Raw genomic sequence first — 20,112 nt, 5'->3', positions numbered from 1 at the left:
ACAATAACGCGTCGACTGACCACAGCTACATATGGTTTAATCATGCCTCATCTTTTCAACCAATCAAACATCGAGCGCGACGATGACGGAAATGAAGTCCCTGCTGCGCTTTCCCGGCGAGCGCAAGCTTGCGCTGACAAATTGCCCCATTCCTCTGCCGGGTAAGAACACACTTCTGGTTCAAACCTGCTACTCGTTGATCAGCCCGGGAACCGAGTTCACGCAAGCAGGTGAAACACGTGCGAGCCTGTTGCGGAAAGCATGGCAGCGCCCGGATCTTGTCGCGCTTACCATTAATCACCTGAAATCAGAGGGTTTGCAGAGTACCCTACGACGCGTTGACAATCGTCTTGGCCGCCCGATGCATATGGGGTACTGCGCTGTCGGGCGGGTTGAAGCCACCGGGGATAATGTTTCGGGCTTTGTGCCGAAACAGCGTGTTGTCATGGCAGGAATGGGACAGGCCAATCACGCTGAATGGAACCGGGTCTCCGTAAATCTTGCCTGTCCGATACCCGATGCCGTTGCCGATCGAAACGCCGCCTTTGCCCCGCTTTACGCCTTGGCCCTGCATGCCCTTAGACAAGGGGAGACATCAATTGGCGATAATATTGCGATCATCGGAGCAGGATTAATTGGCCAACTTGTTGCCCAAACGGCTGGTACTGCTGGGGCTTTGGTTACCGTTATTGAGCCCAATCCCAAACGTCGCGCCTTTGCGACCAGCAAAAAACATGTTCGATGCTATGCCACGGCAAATGACGCCTCGGAAAATCACTTTGACGCTGTTTATATCTGCGCCCCCGGCAAAGCGGATCATCACCTGATTGACGACGCGGCCCGCCTGTGTCGCGACCGGGGAATGATCGTTTGTGTTGGCAATGTCGAACCGACCGGCAAACGCAAAGCGCTATACGAAAAGGAAATCACCCTTCGTCAGGTTCGGTCCTACGGGCCCGGGCGCTATGATCCCAACTATGAAGAACGAGGTGAAGATTATCCCCTGGGCTATGTGCGATGGACGATCAAGCGCAACATGCAGGCAGCCCTCGATCTAATGGCGGACAAACGTCTTGATCCGAGCCCGTTGATCACATCCGAGATTGATTTTGAGAATATCGTGGATCATTTCGCCATGGGCCCTGATCCCGCGCAACTGGCGACACTCGTGCGATATAAACCGTTCGACAACACAAAGGCAGAGCCCCTTGCACCCTCAGGACAACAATCTGAGCCCGTAAACGGCCACGTCCGGACCGGACTGATCGGGGCGGGCAACTATTCGGGCAGCAGCCTGTTACCCTTGTTACAACAGCATCCAGAGGCTGAGGTCATCGCCTGCTGCTCACAAAGCGGGCTGGCTGCTGTCGCGCTATCAAAGAAAATTGATGGGCTGCGCACATACAGTGGCGCCGATGCACTACTTGCTGAGGATGAAATCAACAGCGTTGTCATTGCCACGCGCCATGACAGCCATGCCGAACTGGCCGCCAAGGCAATCACCGCCGGCAAGCATGTTTGGCTGGAAAAGCCGATGGCAGTTGATCAAGCAGGCCTTGAGGTCCTGCGCGAAGCGGTTGGTGCCTCGCAGCGGCGCATCTTTATGGTTGGACATAATCGGCGTTATGCGCCGATGGTCAAGCAACTGCGTGCAGCATTGCCCGCAGGCGTAAAACAGTTCCGCTATCGGGTTCGGATCAGGCCCCTTCCCGCCGACCATTGGCTTCATCATTCCGATCAAGGCGGGCGCACGATTGGCGAGATCAGCCATTTTATTGATTTGATCAAGAGTCTGGTCGATCGCGAACTGATTGAGCTCACCTGCCGATGGATAGATCGCACGGCTGGCGACAGTATTTGGCAGGTGCGCTTTGCAGATGGATCGGCTGGCGAGGTCAGCTATCTGCAAGGTAACCGCAATGATCCCAAGGAAGTCCTTGAAATAGATGCACCGCATTTCACAGCCACGCTGGGTAACTGGAAAAGACTAACGATCAATGGAAAGACCATTCTGCGCAACTGGCTGGGGCAGGATAAGGGCCAATCTAAGGCAATCGATACATTCGCCCGTGCGATTACGAGCGGCGAACGCCCAGATTTGATGCCAAGCATCGAAGAGGAAATCGACTTGATGGCGCGCATTCTTGCCGCAGCCAACACCCCATCGGATTAATGCGGACCGGCATACAAAATCAAAAGCGGCAACGTCAGGATGCTGATGATTGTGGTCAGCAGGATCGTGGTTGAAGATCGATCAATGCAGACATTATAGCTGCCCGCGACAATCGCGACGTTCGCGCCACTCGGGAGGGCAGCGACGAGAGTAACGATCATCAGCCAAAGCGGCGGCAAATCGAAAATGAAATGCCCGACCGAGAAGACCAGAAGCGGCTGAACAAACATCTTGGCACAGGTGCAAAGCAAGCTGGCACTAAGATTGCCGCGCACCGACTGCCCATAAAGCCCGGCCCCAACAAGCAAAAGCGCTATGGTCGGGCCCGCTGTACGGAACCTCTCAAGCGTGCCATCGACCATTTCCGGCATGCGGATTTCAAAAAGCGACGCCAGTACGCCAAGCACAATCGCCGCAATGATCGGATTTCTGGCCACACGCACGATGCTGCGAAATACGTTGGACAGCCAATGACCATCGCCACCGCGGCTGCCCTCAACAATCATGATCGTCATGCCCATCAGGGTCACCGGATGGATCGACAGCACAATCAAAAGCGGTACAAGGCCTTCTTCGCCGTAGACCGCCTGCACAAGCGGGATACCGAGAAGAACGATGTTGGAAAAGACGCCGCCCATCGCGGTGACGGCCGCTTCATCGGTTTTTGCACTCAGCCAGAGCTTGGCGATTATAAACACCAGCGCGAAGTTCAACAGCACGCCGGAATAATAACTGCCCCAAAGCCGCAGATCGAAATGCGCGCTGATGTCGGATTGTGACAGGGTCTGAAACAGCATCGCCGGGATAAAGGCATTCATGGCAAGCTTGGCCAGAAACGGAATGCCTTCACGCTTGATGATCTTGATGTGCGTAAGAAGAAAACCGCACAGGATCGTCAAAAAGACAGGTCCAACTTTTCCGACGATCAGATCAAGCATGGTTCCCCCAATGCACCAATGGGCAAGGACGCAAGGCACTGCGCAACAGATCGGGAAAACCGCGTCGATCACGCAAAAAGAAAGGACAGCATCGTTGACGCTGTCTGCAGGGTCAGGACCTTCCAATTTGGTTTGAATGGTCGCTCAGATTTGTGCGGATACGCGAAGCAAGACCGCAGGAAGATATTTATCTTTCAAGGCCTTGCGACAACGAAGCCCGTGCAAATCTGAGTGATCCGAAGGACAGAGCTTATATTTGCAAACTCCTGCGTCAAATCCCTTAAGCGGGGTACCAACCCGCTTGGCAGAATTTTCCTTGGATTTCACAAATATAAGCTCTGCCATTCCAATCAAATTGGAAGGTCCTGACCCTAAATAATACAAATCATTTCGCGGACTTACCAGCCCCGCACCGCAAAACCATAGGCAAGGCTGCCATGCGTATCAGTCACTTGGGTCAGTCAGATGGGGAAGTCTGGACCCGTTTGACCGCATCTTTCCAGCCATCAAGCAAACCCTTGCGGCGGCCCGGTTCGATATTGGGCTCAAAGCTGGCATCAAGGTGCCAGTTCTCTGCAATATGATCGAGATCGCGGTAAATACCGGCCTGCAATCCGGCAAGGTATGCGGCCCCAAGTGCCGTGGTTTCGGTCACTTCCGGGCGTTCGACCGAAATGCCCAAAACGTCAGAGAGCATCTGGCACATCCAGTCATTGGCAACCATGCCACCATCAACGCGCACCGCCTTGGGCGATACGCCATCGGCTGCCATGGCTTCGAACAGATCAAAGGTCTGATAACAAACACTTTCAAGGGCGGCGCGGACAAATTCGCGCGGGCCAGTATCACGGGTCAGACCAAAAATCGCCCCGCGTGCATCCGGGTCCCAATATGGCGCGCCAAGCCCGGTAAAGGCCGGAACAAGGTAAACACCATGATTGTCATCAAGGGATTTCGCCAATCCTTCGGTTTCGGCCGCCGACTTGATGATACCAAGCCCGTCACGCAGCCATTGAACCGCCGCCCCGGCAACAAAGATGGCACCTTCGATGGCGTAGCTTGTTTTGCCATTGATGCGATAGCCAACCGTGGTCAGAAGCCGGTGCTGGGATGTTACCGCCTCGTCCCCGGTATTAAGAATGACAAAGCAGCCCGTGCCATAGGTACTTTTGATATCACCAGGCTCAAAGCAGCACTGCCCGAATGCGGCCGCCTGCTGATCGCCCGCCATGCCCATCACCGGGATTTCCGCGCCAAACAGATCAGCATCGGTTACCCCGAAATCAGCCGCACAGTCCTTGACATCGGGCAGCATATTGCGCGGAACGCGGAAGATTTTGCAAAGCTCGTCATCCCAAGCATTTTCGCGAATGTTAAACAGGTTGGTGCGCGCCGCATTGGTCGCATCGGTTGCATGCGACTTGCCACTGGTCAGACGCCACAAAAGGAAACTGTCGACTGTGCCAAAGGCCAGATCCCCCTGATCAGCACGCGCACGTGCGCCAGACACATGATCAAGGATCCATGCAACCTTGGTTGCCGAGAAATAGGGATCAATCAAAAGGCCCGACTTTGCATTGACCGCCTCTTCGAGCTTGGGATCACCCTTTTTGAGGTCATGACACAGTGCGGCGGTTCGGCGGTCCTGCCAAACAATGGCATTATAAATCGCCTTGCCGGTCTTGCGATCCCAGACAACGGTGGTTTCGCGCTGGTTGGTGATGCCGATTGCCGCGACCTTGGTGATATCAACACGCGCCAATGCCTCCTTGCAGACAGCAACGACGGTATCCCAAAGGTCTTCCGGGTCATGTTCGACCCAGCCACTGTTGGGGAAGTGCTGCGGGAATTCCTGCTGGGCAACAGAGACAGAGCGACCATTTTCATCAAAGACGATCGCACGTGAGCTTGTCGTTCCCTGATCAATGGCAAGGATATAGCGCGTTTCTGACATGTTTGTTTTCCTCCCGAGCCGGCAGTTTTCCTGCGATCCGACCCTGCATGCATTGATGCGTTGCGGCCCGTCCACATGACGGCACCATTGGTTTTATCGCTCTATTTAGAAAAAAATCGCGGCAAAAAACAATTCGTTTTCGAAAATTTTCTGCACTTTCCGCTCAATCCCCTGTTTTACAACGGAAAAAACAATCGGAGTTTGGCTTTTCCCACGACGGCAGAAATGACCGCATGGATTGCGGCACGTCTATTGCAACGAATACGGGAGAATGAGTTTTAACCGGCATCTTTTTCCCCATGGAGGGCTTTATGGGTTTGTATGATACGTTGGCTGCCGTCACCAACACGGCGCATAACGCCAAGCATGCTGCCAGTTTCGGCCAGACGATTGCGTCAAACAGCCGCCCGGTTCCCGAAGAAGAGAAGGAAGAAAATGCCGAGCTGGCCTATATCCGCGAGCACGGCTTCACGACCTATGTGAAGGAAATCGAGGAACGCAAGATCGAAGAAATGCGCGCCAAGATCCTAAAAAGCATGGGTCTTGATGAAGAAACCTTGGCGGAAATGGATGCTGAAGACCGTCAGGCTATCGAAAAAGCCATCGCCGATGCCATCGAACAACGACTGAATGGCAACACACTTGCCCAAGCAGAGCTTGGAAAATCTGCCAATGATGATGAAACGGCAGATGAACGCCGGGATCGCTTGCAGGCAAAGATCGCCTTTAACCCGAACATGTTTGACGTATTCACCGAACTTCAGTCCGAACTGCCGAGCGGCTCGTCACAGTCAATCACCGGCAATACCGATGAGAACGATCAGGCATCCGGTGCGCGCAAAAAAGGCCTGTTTGAAGCCTGATACCGGACTTCCCCACACCGGACTTCCCCACATTGAATGCAAAAAAGGGCGCTGCAGATGGCAGCGCCCTTTTCGTTTCCGTACAGTGGCCGTGTGACTTATTCGTCAACACCACCAATGCAGACATATTTGACTTCGAGATAATCCTCGACACCGTATTTGGAACCTTCGCGGCCAACACCGGACTGCTTGAAGCCGCCAAACGGTGCTACCTCGGTCGCCATGACACCAACATTGACGCCGACCAGACCGCTTTCAAGGCCCTCTGCCAGCTTCCAGATGCGCGAGATGTCACGCGAATAGAAGTAGGACGCCAGACCGAATTCGGAATCATTGGCCATTTCCAGGACTTCTTCATCCGTCTTGAAACGGATCAGCGGAGCCATCGGTCCAAAGGTCTCTTCGCGGAAGACCAGCATGTCACGGTTGGCATCGGCAATCACGGTCGGCTGGAAGAACGAACCGCCCTTTTCATGACGTTTGCCACCCGTGAGGATACGGCCACCTTTCGAAACCGCATCTTCAATCTGGTTTTCAACCTTCTCAACCGCCTTTTCGGTAATCAGCGGGCCGATGATAACGCCATCATCGACACCATTACCGACCGGCATTTCAGCGACCTTGGCTGCGTATTTTTCAGCGAATTCGTCATAGACCGCGTCATGAACAAACAGACGGTTGGCACAAACACAGGTCTGACCGGCATTACGGTATTTGGATGCAATCGCGCCTTCGACGGCGGCATCAATATCGGCATCCTCGCAGACGATGAACGGGGCGTTACCGCCAAGCTCAAGGCTGATTTTCTTGACCGTATCGGCACACTGGCGCATCAGCAAACGCCCGACCGGGGTAGAGCCGGTAAAGGTCAGCTTGCGGACCTTGGCGTTTTCGGTCATCTCCGCACCAATTTCCTTGGCATCACCGGTAACAATCGAAAGCAGACCTTTCGGCAGGCCGGCACGTTCAGCCAGGATCGCCATGGCAAGGGCCGAATACGGCGTTTCCATTGCCGGTTTAACCACCATCGAACAGCCCACAGCCAGTGCCGGGGCAGCTTTACGGGTGATCATTGCCGTCGGGAAGTTCCATGGCGTGATCGCGGCACAAACACCGACCGGTTCTTTCAGAACCATGACACGGCGGCCTTCGGCATAGGTCGGGATCACATCACCATAGATGCGCTTGCCTTCTTCGGCGAACCACTGCAGGAAGCTGGATGCATAGGCGATTTCGCCCTTGGCTTCGGGCAACGGCTTGCCTTGCTCGGCAGTCATGATTGCCGCCAGGTCATCCTGATTTTCCATCATCAGGTCGTACCATTTCATCAGAATGGCAGACCGTTCCTTGGCGGTGCGTTTTTTCCAGGCCTTTTGCGCCTTTTCGGCGACGTCAACCGCATGGGCAACCGCATCGCGGCCAAGCACAGGAACGGTGCCAAGCACTTCGCCGGTTGCCGGGTTGGTCACCTGTTCGGTTTTTCCGTCTGGGGCATCGACCCATTCCCCGCCGACATAGGCCTGCTGGGTGAAAAGACTGGGGTCTTTAAGCGAATTCATTTGAGTGCCTCCGAAAAGCATTATTGGGAGCGACATGATCGAACTCTGGTTCTTATCTAGTCTGCTCCGTGGTGGATGCCACATTTTTGCGGGATATTTACCCAATAGCAATCGCAAACCGGGGTTACCACCCGCTTTGCCAGAAGATTGCACATAACCGGTGTTTCAGCCCCCGATTTAAAAGAACCTGCGGCACATTGCCATCTGTCGATATATTCCCGGCGCCCATAGATCACGCAGATAACTCAGTGGGCGCAAAACCACCTTCGCATCGCGTATTTTTTCATTTTCAACCGATTCTGGGCTTTGATCGCCCCTGATTGTAAGTGAACGAAGAAGGCTTTCTGGCAATGGAAAACCGAGCGCGTCAGAAAATATAGAACAATAACAACAGATTATATCGCGGCCATCGAAGTTCATAATCGAAAATTTCAATTCACCATAATTTTCGCTTGCAATTATTTTGGGGCATTCGTAACGTTTGTGAAAGAACAGAACGGCAGTTGAGAACAGCTGTCACAAATAAGAGCAATTGGGGAGGAATCGGTTGCTCAATCCAGACACATACGACATCGCCATTATTGGTGGTGGGATCAATGGCACGGGTATCGCGCGTGACGCGTCGGGCCGCGGGCTTAAGGTTTATCTGTGTGAAAAAGATGACCTAGCCAGCGCGACCTCATCGGCAAGCACGAAGCTGATCCATGGCGGCCTGCGCTATCTTGAGCATTATGAATTCCGCCTTGTGCGCGAAGCGTTGATTGAACGCGAAGTTCTGCTGCGCGCAGCCCCGCACATCATTTGGCCACTCCGGTTTGTCCTGCCCCACGTCAAAGGTTTGCGTCCGGCATGGATGATCCGTTTGGGCCTGTTTCTGTATGACCACCTTGGTGGGCGCGAAAAGCTTCCGGGGTCTGAGGGCATCAAACTCAGCAGCCATCCGGCCGGTGCGCCACTGGTCAAGGGCATGGACAAGGCATTTGTCTATTCCGATTGCTGGGTTCAGGACGCGCGCCTTGTGGTGCTTAACGCCATGGATGCCCGTGATCGGGGTGCCGATATCGAAACCCGCACCGAATGTGTTTCGGCCAAGCGCGAAGGCGATCTTTGGGTCGTCACACTTCGTGATATCGATAATGGGTCGGAAAAGACCATCAAGGCAAAATCACTGGTTAATGCCGCCGGCCCCTGGTGTGCAGAGCTTCTTGAAAGCCGGGTTGAAGCCAAGAAGAAACAGGGCATACGCATGGTTCAGGGCAGCCACATCGTGGTACCCAAGCTGTTTGACCATGACTATTGCTATATCTTCCAGAACCCGGACGGTCGCATTGTTTTTGCCATCCCCTATGAGCAGGACTTCACCCTGATCGGCACCACCGACCGGGACTACAAGGGCGATCCGGCCAAGGTCGCGATCAGCGCGGATGAAACCAAGTATCTGTGCGAATTGTCCAATACCTATTTCGACAAGAAAATCACCACCGACGATGTTGTCTGGGCCTATTCCGGTGTCCGTCCGCTGTATGGCGATGGCAGCGAAGACGCATCCCAGGTGACCCGCGATTATGTTCTGGAAATTGACCGGGGCAATCAGTCAGATGATGGTGCGCCGCTTCTAAACATCTATGGCGGCAAGATCACCACCTATCGCAAGCTTGCTGAGTCCGCGATGAGCAAGCTCTGCCCGCTGCTTGGCCGCGATGACACAAGATGGACAGCCGACAAGCCGCTTCCGGGCGGCGACATCCCTGATGCAGATTTCGAGCGCTATCTTGCCGCAACGCACAAGAAGTTTCCCTGGATTCCGGACGCACAAATCTACCGCTACGTGCAAAACTACGGCACACTCACCGACATGATCATTGGTACAGCCAAGGATCTAAAAGGGCTTGGAAAGCACTTCGGCGACGACGTATATGAGTGCGAATTGCGCTATCTGGTGGATCACGAATGGGCCAGAACGGCCGATGATATTTTGTGGCGCCGCTCCAAACTGGGGCTGCACCTTTCGGATGAGACGCGTAATGCCATTGTCCAATGGTTCAAAACCGAACCGACATCAAAAAACACCGTGAAAACGGGCGAAGGAAACAGTGGAAAATGACCCTTACGCTTGAAAACATAACCAAGACCATGGGTGGGGAGACCCATATCGACGATGTGTCGATGACACTGGAACCGGGATCGTTCAACGTCCTTTTGGGACGGACCCTGGCCGGGAAAACCACCCTGATGCGGATCATGGCCGGGCTTGAACCTCCGACCAAGGGCCGCATTCTTGTTGATAATGCCGACGTAACAGGCCAGGCCGTGCAGAAACGCAATGTCGCCATGGTCTATCAGCAGTTCATCAACTATCCGTCGATGAACGTTTACGACAATATTGCATCGCCGCTGAAGCTTCAGGGTGTCGACAAGGCAGAGATCGAAAAGCGCGTGCGCTCGACAGCCGAACTCATGCATATCGAACATCTGCTTGATCGCCTGCCACAGGAACTTTCCGGTGGCCAGCAGCAGCGTACCGCCATGGCACGCGCCATGGTCAAGGATTGCAAATTGCTGCTGCTTGACGAGCCGCTGGTCAACCTTGACTACAAGCTGCGCGAAGAACTGCGCGAAGAGATCCCCAACCTTCTGGCAGAACGCGACACCATTGTTGTCTATGCCACGACCGAACCGATGGAAGCGTTGCTTCTGGGTGGTAAATGCGCAGTGATGCATGAAGGCCGGGTGACACAGTTTGGTCCGACCACACAGGTTTATCACAACCCGACGTCGGTCAAGACCGGCCTGATCTTTTCCGATCCGCCGATCAACCTTGTCGAAGCGGAAGTTCGCGATGGCGCGATCTTCATGAAAAGCGGCCATCAGGTTCCGCTTTCGGGGCATCTGGCAAATCTTGGCAATGGCGACTACACCCTTGGCATTCGCGCCAACCATCTGTCGGTTGATCCGACCGGTGATGACACGGTCGCGATGCAGGGTCAGGTCGAACTGGCCGAAATCACCGGTTCGGAAACCTTTGTTCACGTCCATTTCAACGACGTTTCCTGGGTGATTCAGGAAGAAGGCGTGCACAACCCGCGCCTTGGCGAAGCCACCCAGTTCTATGTCGATCCGACACGCCTGTTTGCCTTTAATGCAACCGGGCAACTCGTGGCCGCCCCGCCGGTCGAAGTCACCAATGGCAAAGCGGCGTGAGGGAAGAGTAAGTAAAATGGCACGTATTGATCTTAAAAGTCTTGCGCATTCCTACTTCCCCGATCCGAAAACGGACGAGGATTATGCCCTGCGCCGAATGGAACACGTTTGGGAAGATGGCGGCGCATATGCGCTTCTTGGCCCGTCGGGCTGTGGCAAGACGACATTGCTTAACATCATTTCCGGTCTTTTGACCCCGTCCCACGGGCAGGTCCTGTTTGATGGCAAGGATGTTACCAACCTGGCACCGGAAGAGCGCAACATCGCACAGGTTTTCCAGTTCCCGGTGATCTATGACACCATGACGGTCTATGACAACCTGGCCTTCCCGCTGCGCAACCGTGGCATTGATGAAAAGCGTGTTGATGCCCGTGTGCGTGAAATTGCTGGCATGCTGGATCTGACCGGCAAGCTCAAGCAAAAGGCACGCGGCCTTGGCGCGGATGAAAAACAGACGATCTCGCTGGGGCGTGGTCTGGTGCGTGACGATGTCTCGGCCATTCTGTTTGACGAACCGCTGACCGTGATTGACCCGCATCTGAAATGGGTTTTGCGTCGCAAGCTCAAGGAAATTCATAACAAGCTGCGCCCGACCATGGTGTATGTCACCCATGATCAGGTTGAGGCGCTTACCTTTGCCGACAAGGTCGTTGTCATGTATGGCGGCAAGGTCGTGCAGTTGGGCACCCCGCAGGAATTGTTTGAAAATCCGGCCCACACCTTTGTCGGGTATTTCATCGGAAGTCCGGGCATGAACATCATGGATTGCAAGATTGATGATGGCGCAGCCTGGGTTGATGGCCAGCGTATCGGCCTTTCGGACCGTCACCTTGAGGCCATCTCAAAACAAAACGGCAAGATCGAACTGGGCATTCGCCCCGAATTCCTGACCCTTGATACCGGCGATGCCGCCAAGGGAGCAGACGGAAACGGGATCGAAGTCAACATCATCAAGGTCGAAGACCTTGGCCAGTTCAAGATCGCGACCACCCGGTTCGGCGCATCTGAAATCAAGGTCAAGCTCGGCGAAGACGAACAGGTTGTCGGCCAGTCCGGCATTCTGCGATTTGCGCCGGAATGGACCAAGCTTTACGCCGACAGTCAGTTGGTCGCGTAAGGGGGGATGAGGAAATGAACAAGATTACCAACAACAAGGCCTGGTTCCTCGTCCTGCCAGTGTTCTTTATCGTCGCCATCAGCGCGATCATTCCGCTGATGACGGTTGTGAACTATTCGGTTCAGGACATTTTCGATCCGCAAACGCGGTTCTTTGTCGGCACCGAATGGTTTGAACAGGTTCTGGGCGACAGCCGCCTGCATGACGCGCTGCTGCGCCAGATTTTCTATACGCTTTCGGTTCTGTTTATCGAAATTCCGCTGGGCATTGCGGTCGCACTGACCCTGCCGCGCAAGGGTTGGGGTGTTTCGGCATCGATGGTCTTGCTGGCATTGCCGCTGCTTATTCCATGGAACGTGGTTGGCACCATCTGGCAGATCTTTGGCCGTGCAGACATTGGTCTGGGTGGCTATGTGATCAATCTGATGGGCATTGATTACAACTATGCCCAGAACCCGATGGACGCCTGGATCACGGTGCTTGTCATGGATGTCTGGCACTGGACCAGCCTGATTGTGCTGCTGTGCTATGCCGGTTTGCGGTCAATCCCGGATGCCTATTATCAGGCGGCCAAGATTGACGGTGCATCACGCTGGGCCGTGTTCCGCTTCATTCAGCTGCCCAAGATGCAGTCGGTTCTCGTGATCGGTGTTCTGCTGCGCTTCATGGACAGCTTCATGATCTATACCGAACCGTTCGTCCTCACCGGTGGCGGTCCGGGTAACGCAACCACCTTCCTCAGCCAGTTCCTGACCCGGATGGCAGTCGGTCAGTTTGACCTTGGTCCTGCTGCGGCCTTCTCGCTGGTCTACTTCCTGATCATTCTGTTGGTTTGCTGGGTTTTCTATACCGTCGTGATGAACGCCGGAAAGCAGGGGGAACAATAAAATGCAGTTCCAGAAACGACATATCGGACTTCTTCTTTATATTCTGTTCCTGTTGGTTCCGATCTATTGGCTGTTCAACATGTCGATCAAGACCAATACGGAAATCCTGGGCGCAATGACCTTGTTCCCGGACAACCCGACACTGGCCAACTATGCGACGATCCTGACCGATCCGGCATGGTATACGGGTTACATCAACTCGATGATCTATGTCGGCATCAACGTGGTGATTTCACTGGTTGTCGCCCTGCCCGCAGCTTATGCCTTTTCGCGGTTCAACTTTACCGGCGACAAGCATCTGTTCTTCTGGCTTCTGACCAACCGCATGGCACCGCCGGCCGTGTTCCTGTTGCCGTTCTTCCAGCTGTATTCCAGTGTCGGCCTGTTTGACACCCATATTGCTGTGGCACTGGCACACTGCCTGTTTAACGTGCCACTGGCTGTCTGGATCCTTGAAGGCTTCATGTCGGGGATCCCCAAGGAAATCGATGAAACGGCCTATATCGACGGGTATTCGTTCCCGCGCTTCTTTACCACGATCTTCATTCCGCTGATCCGTTCAGGCATCGGTGTAACGGCCTTCTTCTGCTTCATGTTCAGCTGGGTTGAACTTCTGCTGGCACGTACGCTGACCTCGGTCGAGGCAAAGCCGATTGCCGCCACCATGACCCGTACCGTTTCGGCATCGGGGCTTGATTGGGGCGTTCTGGCCGCAGCGGGTGTTTTGACAATTGTCCCGGGCGCCTTGGTGATCTGGTTCGTTCGCAACTACATCGCCAAAGGTTTCGCGATGGGTCGCGTGTAATCGGAAAACAGGAGGAATATCAAAATGGCATGGATGGCCTGGACCCCGATTACCGCAGCGTTCTTTAGCTGCATCATTCTGATGCTGATCGGGATGGGAATTTGGCAGGCGGTTTCACCAACCGTACCGCGGCGTGGCTTTTTGCCACTGACCACCACACGCGGAGATCGCCTGTTTATCAGTTTGGTGGGCGCAGCCTACATCCATCTGGGCTGGCTGGCATTTACCGATGCCGCCCTTTGGATCGGCTCCATCATTGCACTTGTCTGGCTCATCGTTGTGATGCGCTGGGGTTAAGAACCGAGACGGTACCGCATCCTACAGCGGTGCCGTTTCCTCTGTATTCATCACGGTGGGCTGTCCGTCTTCCCCCAGCGTCGATGACCGGGTTTACCGGATGAGCAATAAGGAAGACGACCAGGGAGAAAACGACATGATCGTTAAAGCCAAAGGTGCCAAAAGCGTTGTTAAAGGCAGCGCAGTTGCCGTCGCCCTTGGTCTTGCTGTGCTGGCGAACCCGGCCATGGCAGATCAATATACCGACGCGGCGAAAAAATGGATCGACAGCGAGTTTCAGCCGTCGAGCCTGAGCAAAGACGCCCAGATGGCCGAACTGGAATGGTTCATCAAAGCAGCTGAACCGTTCCGCGGCATGGACATCAATGTGGTGTCGGAAACCATCACCACGCACGAATACGAGTCCAAGGTTCTGGCAAAGGCGTTCTCGGAAATCACCGGGATCAACCTGACGCATGACCTGATCGGCGAAGGCGATGTGATCGAAAAACTGCAGACCCAAATGCAGTCGAACCGCAACATCTATGACGCCTATATCAATGACTCGGACCTGATCGGGACCCACGCGCGTTACGACGCGGTTGTGCCGCTGACCGACTGGATGGCTGGCGAAGGTGCAGAAGTTACCTCGCCGACACTTGATCTTGATGATTTCATCGGCCTGTCCTTCACCACCGGTCCGGATGGCAAGCTTTATCAGCTTCCTGACCAGCAGTTCGCGAACCTGTACTGGTTCCGCTATGACTGGTTCCAGCGTGAAGACCTGCAGAAGCAGTTCAAGGACAAATACGGCTATGACCTGGGTGTTCCGGTCAACTGGTCGGCTTATGAAGATATCGCCGAATTCTTCACCAATGACGTTGGTGAAATCGATGGCCAGAAAGTCTATGGCCACATGGATTACGGCAAAAAAGACCCGTCGCTGGGTTGGCGCTTCACCGATGCGTGGCTTTCCATGGCAGGTGCTGGCGACAAGGGCATCCCGAACGGCCTTCCGGTCGACGAATGGGGTATCCGTGTTGAAGGTTGCTCCCCGGCTGGTTCAAGTGTGAGCCGTGGTGGTGCCGCAAACGGCCCGGCAGCGGTTTATGCGCTGACCAAATACATCGACTGGCTCAAGGCTTATGCTCCGCCAGAAGCCGCCGGCATGACCTTTGGTGAAGCTGGTCCGGTTCCGGCACAGGGCCAGATCGCACAGCAGATCTTCTGGTACACCGCCTTTACCGCCGACATGGCGAAAAAAGGCACTCCGGTTGTGAACGACGATGGCACGCCGAAATGGCGTATGGCCCCGTCGCCGCACGGCCCGTACTGGGAAGAAGGCATGAAGCTTGGCTATCAGGACGTGGGTTCCTGGACTCTGATGAAGTCCACCCCGCTTGAGCGCCGCAAAGCTGCATGGCTCTATGCACAGTTCACCACCTCGAAAACCGTTTCGCTGAAGAAGACCCTGACCGGTCTGACACCGATCCGTCAGTCTGACCTGGATACCCAGGAACTGACCGATGTCGCACCGAACTGGGGTGGTCTGGTTGAGTTCTATCGTTCGCCGGCCCGTGTTCAGTGGTCGCCGACCGGTACCAACGTTCCGGATTATCCGAAACTGGCACAGCTCTGGTGGCAGAACGTTGCCGAAGCTGTTACCGGCGAACGGACCCCGCAGGAAGCCATGGACAACCTTGCGAACTCCATGGACCGTGTTCTGCAGCGTCTGGAGCGTGCAGGCATCGGTGGCGAATGTGCACCGAAGCTGAACGAAGAGCGTGATGCCCAGTACTGGTTCGACCAGCCGGGCGCTCCGAAACCGCCGCTCGACAACGAAAAACCGCAGGGTGAGACCGTCAAATATGACGATCTGATCGCGGAATGGCGTGCAGCCCAGTAATTCGGGCTACACTACTGGGGGTGTCGGGGGTGATTTTTTCACCCCCGACCGTCCCACCCGATTTTCCAATAGAATTCATATTTCCGACGCGTATTCCGTTAAGTCATAAAAACCCGAGAAGTCCGTAAAAAGGATGCACATTTCCCAAAAAGGGAATTGTCTGCCCAAAGAAAAAACAAAGGGCCAGACAGGGAGGAAACAGTGAATACCGCCATCAAAAAACATCGCGCGGGCCTTGGCATTCAAGGTCGGCTAATGGCTTCTTTTGCCTTGATTCTGGTTCTGGCCGGGATTTCATCGGCCGTGTCGTGGGTATCTTTTGGCAGCAATCGCGACCTTGTCGCTGATATTACAACCAACAGCCTGCCCTCGATCATCCGTCAGATGGAACTGGCGACGAACGGTGTTGGCCTTGCCGCACAGGCCCCCGTGCTTGCCGCGTCACGGGATGCCGAAGAACTGGCCGCAACCGAGGCCCGCCTTGATCAACTTGTTGCCAATGCGCGGGCCAGACTTCAGGAAATCACCGAAGCCAATCCGGATTCCATCATTATTGACCTTGCCGCCCGGAACGCCGGCGAAGGCGAAGGATCAAACGCACCCGCGGTTGCCGATGGCACGGAGAACACGGGTGGCTCAGAAGCACAAAGCGCTGATGCGCAAACCACTGCGCCAGAGCCGGAACTTGTCGATGCCATTTCCATTCTAAGAGAGCATCTTGATAACATCGTCACCGGGCGTCAACACCTTCATGAAATGACCACCAGACGCCTTGAGATCGAAAAGCTGCGCGGTGATCTGACCCTTGATATGGTCTTTGCCTATAGCGACCTGTCAGAGTTCCTGAGCCCGTTGGTCGAGGTCGTTGATATTGATGTGGATCGCGGTATATCACGCGTCGCCAATGGCAATACCGATGCAGCAGAAAAGCTTGGAGAGACCATCGGCTTTTCACAGCTGATTGCCGAAATCCGCGCCAATGTGAACCTTGCCTTTGGCATGCTGACCGCCGCCATCGCCGTACCCGAGGGCGAGGCCATGGATGAGGTTCGCAGTCAATGGAGCTGGGCGGAGCTGCGCATCACCGATGCGCTTGAAGAACTGCCAGACAATGATGACGGAAAGCGTATCCGTGAACTTGCCAATGCCCTTCTGGCCTTTGGCAAAGGCAGCAACAGTGTCTTTGATCTGCGCGAGGCAGAATGGGACAACCAGTATGAAACTGAACAGACCCTTGATGCCACACTGGCAACTGCCGAGGCCCTGTCACACGCCATCGCGTTGATGGTCGACACCAAGCGCACCGAGGTTGACGCCAACGCCAGCGAAGCCCTTTCAAAGGTCGAATGGGATCAACAGGTCATTGCGATCATCGGGATTTCTGTTCTGCTGATATCGCTTTGGATCATGCTGTTTTATGTGCGTGGCAACCTGATCAAGCGTCTTCTGCGCGTGATTGACGGGATGCGCAAGGTTGCCAACGGCGATCTTTCGACCGAAGTCAGGGATACTGGCCGGGATGAAATTGGCCGAATGGCTGAAATCCTCGGACAGTTCCGTGAAACCAGCCTTGCCGCACAACAGGCCGAAGAAAAAGTTGCCCGCGAACGCGAACAGGCTGAACACGAACGGCGGCGCGCGATGCTTGATCTGGCTGATGCGTTTGAAACGTCAATCCTGCAAGTCGCCCAGGACGTCGCGCACGAGGCAGAAAACATCCAGACCACATCCGATCAGGTCCGCGATCGCGCACAGGTGGCCTCGACCAATGCCACCGGTGTTGCTGGCGCTTCCGAAGAAATATCGATCAATATGGCATCGGTATCGGATGCCACACAGTCGCTTTCGGATCGGGTGCGCGATACCGGGCATCGGGCGCAAAAGTCGGTTGGTGCCGCCACCAGTGCGGTTGAAGCTGCCCAACGGACAAATGCCACCATGCATGAACTTGAAACCGGTGCGCAGGAAATCGGCGAGATCCTGAACCTTATTCAGGACATTGCAGCCCAGACCAATTTGTTGGCCCTGAACGCAACGATTGAAGCCGCCCGCGCCGGTGAGGCTGGCAAAGGGTTTGCGGTTGTCGCACAGGAAGTCAAAAACCTTGCCAACCAGACCGGAACAGCCACCGACCGCATTGCCCAGCGCATCAACGAAATCCAGTCAACCACCGGGGTTGCCGTCAAGGCCATCGCCGAAATTCGAGACAGCATCACCGGCATCCATGAAACCGTCGGTGAAATGTCGGACGCTGTATCCGAACAGCAGGAATTCGTGGCTGAAATCGCCAGTAACGTCGAACAATCTGCAACAGCTGCCAGCGAGATGAATGGCACGATTACGCAGGTCAGCGCCGCAGCAGATGACAACCTTGCCGCGGTTGACGGCCTGCTTGATGCGACAGGTCGCCTTCGCAACCAATCCGATGATCTGGGCAATCGGGTTCGTGACTTCCTGCGCACCATCCGTTCGGAACAGCCCCAAACGACATCCCGCAATCAACCAGAAGAAGTTGCCTCCCTGCGATGAAAGCAAACTGCCAGGACAGGCCATCTGGTCTGTTCTGGCATTTTTTTTCGCCCGCCTGGCACAGAAATGTTAGACAAGACACCATGAAAAACATCATCGCCCGTTCAGCAAAACCATCCTGTTTGAAAGCCACACGCGTTGGTGCTTTGGCACTTGCCACGGTGACTGCCTTGATGATTGCCCTGGGTGCAGCCCCGGCGTTGGCATCGTCGGCACTTGATGACGGCATCAAGGCCTATCGCCACGGGGAATTTGAAAAGTCGGCCGGCATTTTTTCATCGCTGGCAGACAACGGTGATGCCACCGCGCAATATCTTCTGTCCTGCCAAACCATCAACGGCGTTGGCGTGGCTGCCGACGAAGAAGCTGGCTGGAGCCTGATGGAACAGGCATCAGACAACAACAACCCTGATGCCAGTGTTGTCATGGCGCGCCGCCTTGAAGCGATGGGCGGTGATAAAGCCGATATTCGCAACCTCTATACAGCGGCGGCGCAAAAGAACAATACGCAGGCAATGCTATGGCTCGCCCTTGATGCACTTGATCAGGGCGAAGCGGCAAAGGCCGAGGCACACCTGAAACAGGCGTGGGAACTTGGCGATCCGCGTGCGGCGACCCTGCTTGCCAACCGGTTTGCCAAAAGTGATGTGGATCGCCTGACTTATCTCCGGCGTGCTGCCCAACACGGTGAAATGCGCGCAGCAGCATACCTTGCCGAAGAAGCCCGCACGGTTGATGACAAGGCCGAGGCCGTTGGCTGGTGCGCGATTGCGACCGGTATGCCTGGCCATAACGAAGATATCGACTGGAAAACCATCGGCGATGCGGTCGAGGAAAATTGTGGCCAGTTCGACAAGGACCTGACGCCCAAAGACCGTGCCATCAACCGCGAACGCGTCGATCATTTCCTGGCCGAGTTCTTTGGAAACTACGAGCCATGGCAGCCGTGGCGTGCCTGCGCGGTTGAATAAGCGTCAATCGCCACTCAGCGGTAGCCAAGATACCCAAACATTCCGGCAAAGCCCTGTCCTGTCCCGGCAAACGCCATGACAAGGCAGTAGATAACCAATGTCAGCAGAACAAGGACGAGCTTGAAGCTGACATCAATGCCTTTGCGGACTTGCAGCACGACGGCCTTGTTGTGCTTAAGAACCGTCGCTGCGAGCAAACATCCACCCGCAACGGTAATTTGCGCCGATGCATTGGGAACACTGCCATAATAGCTCAGTGCACCAAGTGATGCCTGTTCAAACAGGAAACCGACATGCTTGATAACAACACTGGCTTTTTCGAAGCAGTCGCTTGCTTCGCGCCACTCCACCCTTGGCGATCCGTTGCGGTGCCAGTCGGTCACCCACAGCAAGAAGGATGAAAACATCCCGACATAGCCAAGCCAAACCTCATGACGGTTATCAAGCTCGCCAACGGCGGTTGCCTGATAAACCATCGCGGCGTTGACCATCGATACCGCGTCTTCAAGCGAAAGCGCGCTGCTGACCAGCAATATCTTGGTCAGCGCAAAGTAAAGGCGCGCTGTTTGCGTCCTTGTCAGCTGCAGATCGGGGTCATTAATGTTCAGATCCTTGAGTTCCACGAAATCAGCAGCGTTATCTAGATCCATCGGATCGGCGTCTTCGTTCTGCACGTGCCAGGCAAATGCATTGCGTGCCGCTTTGATGATATCGAAAAGCTTGGTCTGAAGTCCCGGGCCTTCAAAATTGCGCGCATTTACTGCGGCCTCGAACATCTCGTTGAAATGATCGGCGAGGGCTTTCTTGACCTGATCAAGAGTTGGCGACGACAGCCCAACTGCGTTTTCGGGAACCGCCATCCAGACATCAATTGCCTTGGCAATCACCGCATGATCAGACGCCACAGCAGCGGCACGAACGGTATAGGGCATT

The 20,112-nt window shown here is 54.9% G+C and carries 15 protein-coding genes; 11 read left to right on the top strand and 4 right to left on the bottom strand.

The window, feature by feature from the left end:
* Window positions 1-91 precede the first annotated feature (91 nt).
* Window positions 92-2,173, top strand: coding sequence for a bi-domain-containing oxidoreductase (locus tag AUQ43_RS06385; RefSeq protein ID WP_198157155.1), 2,082 nt, complete (start codon window positions 92-94; stop codon window positions 2,171-2,173).
* On the opposite strand, the gene AUQ43_RS06380 is transcribed toward AUQ43_RS06385, so the two are convergent.
* Entirely contained in the window at window positions 2,170-3,111 is a 942-nt protein-coding gene (locus tag AUQ43_RS06380) for an AEC family transporter (protein WP_062955438.1), read from the bottom strand. The genes AUQ43_RS06385 and AUQ43_RS06380 overlap by 4 nt on opposite strands.
* A gap of 457 nt (window positions 3,112-3,568) precedes the next feature.
* A complete protein-coding gene (glpK, locus tag AUQ43_RS06370) occupies window positions 3,569-5,065 on the bottom strand; it encodes a glycerol kinase GlpK (protein WP_062955436.1) in 1,497 nt (498 codons plus the stop codon).
* 311 nt (window positions 5,066-5,376) lie between these two features.
* Here glpK and AUQ43_RS06360 point away from each other — a divergent pair, with 311 nt between their 5' ends.
* Window positions 5,377-5,928, top strand: coding sequence for a hypothetical protein (locus AUQ43_RS06360; RefSeq protein ID WP_062955449.1), 552 nt, complete (start codon window positions 5,377-5,379; stop codon window positions 5,926-5,928).
* Window positions 5,929-6,026: 98 nt separating this feature from the next.
* Here AUQ43_RS06360 and AUQ43_RS06355 read toward each other — a convergent pair whose 3' ends face one another.
* Window positions 6,027-7,487 carry an NAD-dependent succinate-semialdehyde dehydrogenase gene (locus tag AUQ43_RS06355; protein ID WP_062955434.1) on the bottom strand — a complete coding sequence of 487 codons (1,461 nt, stop codon included), beginning with the start codon at window positions 7,485-7,487 and terminating at the stop codon, window positions 6,027-6,029.
* Between the two features lie 547 nt (window positions 7,488-8,034).
* Here AUQ43_RS06355 and glpD point away from each other — a divergent pair.
* The 9 genes from glpD to AUQ43_RS06310 all read left to right on the top strand — a co-directional run bounded on the left by glpD (window position 8,035) and on the right by AUQ43_RS06310 (window position 19,179).
* Window positions 8,035-9,591, top strand: coding sequence for a glycerol-3-phosphate dehydrogenase (gene glpD, locus AUQ43_RS06350; protein ID WP_062955433.1), 1,557 nt, complete (start codon window positions 8,035-8,037; stop codon window positions 9,589-9,591).
* Window positions 9,588-10,688 carry an ABC transporter ATP-binding protein gene (locus AUQ43_RS06345; protein WP_062955432.1) on the top strand — a complete coding sequence of 367 codons (1,101 nt, stop codon included), beginning with the start codon at window positions 9,588-9,590 and terminating at the stop codon, window positions 10,686-10,688. Before glpD ends, AUQ43_RS06345 begins: the two co-directional genes overlap by 4 nt.
* A gap of 16 nt (window positions 10,689-10,704) precedes the next feature.
* Complete coding sequence (locus AUQ43_RS06340) at window positions 10,705-11,805, top strand: ABC transporter ATP-binding protein (RefSeq protein ID WP_062955431.1); 1,101 nt, start codon at window positions 10,705-10,707, stop codon at window positions 11,803-11,805.
* 14 nt (window positions 11,806-11,819) lie between these two features.
* Window positions 11,820-12,692 (top strand): carbohydrate ABC transporter permease, encoded by an 873-nt coding sequence (locus tag AUQ43_RS06335; RefSeq protein WP_062955430.1) that lies wholly within the window; start codon window positions 11,820-11,822, stop codon window positions 12,690-12,692.
* 1 nt (window position 12,693) lies between these two features.
* Entirely contained in the window at window positions 12,694-13,497 is an 804-nt protein-coding gene (locus AUQ43_RS06330; RefSeq protein WP_062955429.1) for a carbohydrate ABC transporter permease, read from the top strand.
* A 24-nt stretch (window positions 13,498-13,521) separates the two neighbouring features.
* Window positions 13,522-13,794 (top strand): DUF2160 domain-containing protein, encoded by a 273-nt coding sequence (locus AUQ43_RS06325; RefSeq protein WP_062955428.1) that lies wholly within the window; start codon window positions 13,522-13,524, stop codon window positions 13,792-13,794.
* 136 nt (window positions 13,795-13,930) lie between these two features.
* Window positions 13,931-15,679, top strand: a complete 1,749-nt coding sequence (locus AUQ43_RS06320; protein WP_062955448.1) for an ABC transporter substrate-binding protein — start codon at window positions 13,931-13,933, stop codon at window positions 15,677-15,679.
* Window positions 15,680-15,934: 255 nt separating this feature from the next.
* Window positions 15,935-18,208 carry a methyl-accepting chemotaxis protein gene (locus tag AUQ43_RS06315; RefSeq protein ID WP_062955427.1) on the top strand — a complete coding sequence of 758 codons (2,274 nt, stop codon included), beginning with the start codon at window positions 15,935-15,937 and terminating at the stop codon, window positions 18,206-18,208.
* 83 nt (window positions 18,209-18,291) lie between these two features.
* Complete coding sequence (locus AUQ43_RS06310; RefSeq protein WP_232310606.1) at window positions 18,292-19,179, top strand: tetratricopeptide repeat protein; 888 nt, start codon at window positions 18,292-18,294, stop codon at window positions 19,177-19,179.
* A gap of 14 nt (window positions 19,180-19,193) precedes the next feature.
* Here the strand turns inward: AUQ43_RS06310 and AUQ43_RS06305 are convergent, their stop codons facing one another.
* Window positions 19,194-20,111 (bottom strand): hypothetical protein, encoded by a 918-nt coding sequence (locus AUQ43_RS06305; RefSeq protein ID WP_062955426.1) that lies wholly within the window; start codon window positions 20,109-20,111, stop codon window positions 19,194-19,196.
* Window position 20,112 lies beyond the last annotated feature (1 nt).

This window comes from Thalassospira sp. MCCC 1A01148, from assembly GCF_001613795.1.
Classification (GTDB): domain Bacteria; phylum Pseudomonadota; class Alphaproteobacteria; order Rhodospirillales; family Thalassospiraceae; genus Thalassospira.
The sequence above is the reverse complement of the archived record's forward strand: the minus strand, read 5'-3'. Positions and strand labels throughout refer to the sequence as shown.

Excerpts from the sequence above, each read along its gene's own strand:
- AUQ43_RS06320 (WP_062955448.1), top strand. The coding sequence starts at position 13,931 with ATGATCGTTAAAGCCAAAGGTGCCAAAAGCGTTGTTAAAGGCAGCGCA.
- AUQ43_RS06310 (WP_232310606.1), top strand. The coding sequence starts at position 18,292 with ATGAAAAACATCATCGCCCGTTCAGCAAAACCATCCTGTTTGAAAGCC.
- AUQ43_RS06315 (WP_062955427.1), top strand. The coding sequence starts at position 15,935 with ATGGCTTCTTTTGCCTTGATTCTGGTTCTGGCCGGGATTTCATCGGCC.
- AUQ43_RS06330 (WP_062955429.1), top strand. The coding sequence starts at position 12,694 with ATGCAGTTCCAGAAACGACATATCGGACTTCTTCTTTATATTCTGTTC.
- AUQ43_RS06305 (WP_062955426.1), bottom strand. The coding sequence starts at position 20,111 with ATGCCCTATACCGTTCGTGCCGCTGCTGTGGCGTCTGATCATGCGGTG.
- AUQ43_RS06380 (WP_062955438.1), bottom strand. The coding sequence starts at position 3,111 with ATGCTTGATCTGATCGTCGGAAAAGTTGGACCTGTCTTTTTGACGATC.
- AUQ43_RS06335 (WP_062955430.1), top strand. The coding sequence starts at position 11,820 with ATGAACAAGATTACCAACAACAAGGCCTGGTTCCTCGTCCTGCCAGTG.
- AUQ43_RS06345 (WP_062955432.1), top strand. The coding sequence starts at position 9,588 with ATGACCCTTACGCTTGAAAACATAACCAAGACCATGGGTGGGGAGACC.
- AUQ43_RS06385 (WP_198157155.1), top strand. The coding sequence starts at position 92 with ATGAAGTCCCTGCTGCGCTTTCCCGGCGAGCGCAAGCTTGCGCTGACA.
- AUQ43_RS06360 (WP_062955449.1), top strand. The coding sequence starts at position 5,377 with ATGGGTTTGTATGATACGTTGGCTGCCGTCACCAACACGGCGCATAAC.
- AUQ43_RS06340 (WP_062955431.1), top strand. The coding sequence starts at position 10,705 with ATGGCACGTATTGATCTTAAAAGTCTTGCGCATTCCTACTTCCCCGAT.
- AUQ43_RS06325 (WP_062955428.1), top strand. The coding sequence starts at position 13,522 with ATGGCATGGATGGCCTGGACCCCGATTACCGCAGCGTTCTTTAGCTGC.
- glpK (WP_062955436.1), bottom strand. The coding sequence starts at position 5,065 with ATGTCAGAAACGCGCTATATCCTTGCCATTGATCAGGGAACGACAAGC.
- AUQ43_RS06355 (WP_062955434.1), bottom strand. The coding sequence starts at position 7,487 with ATGAATTCGCTTAAAGACCCCAGTCTTTTCACCCAGCAGGCCTATGTC.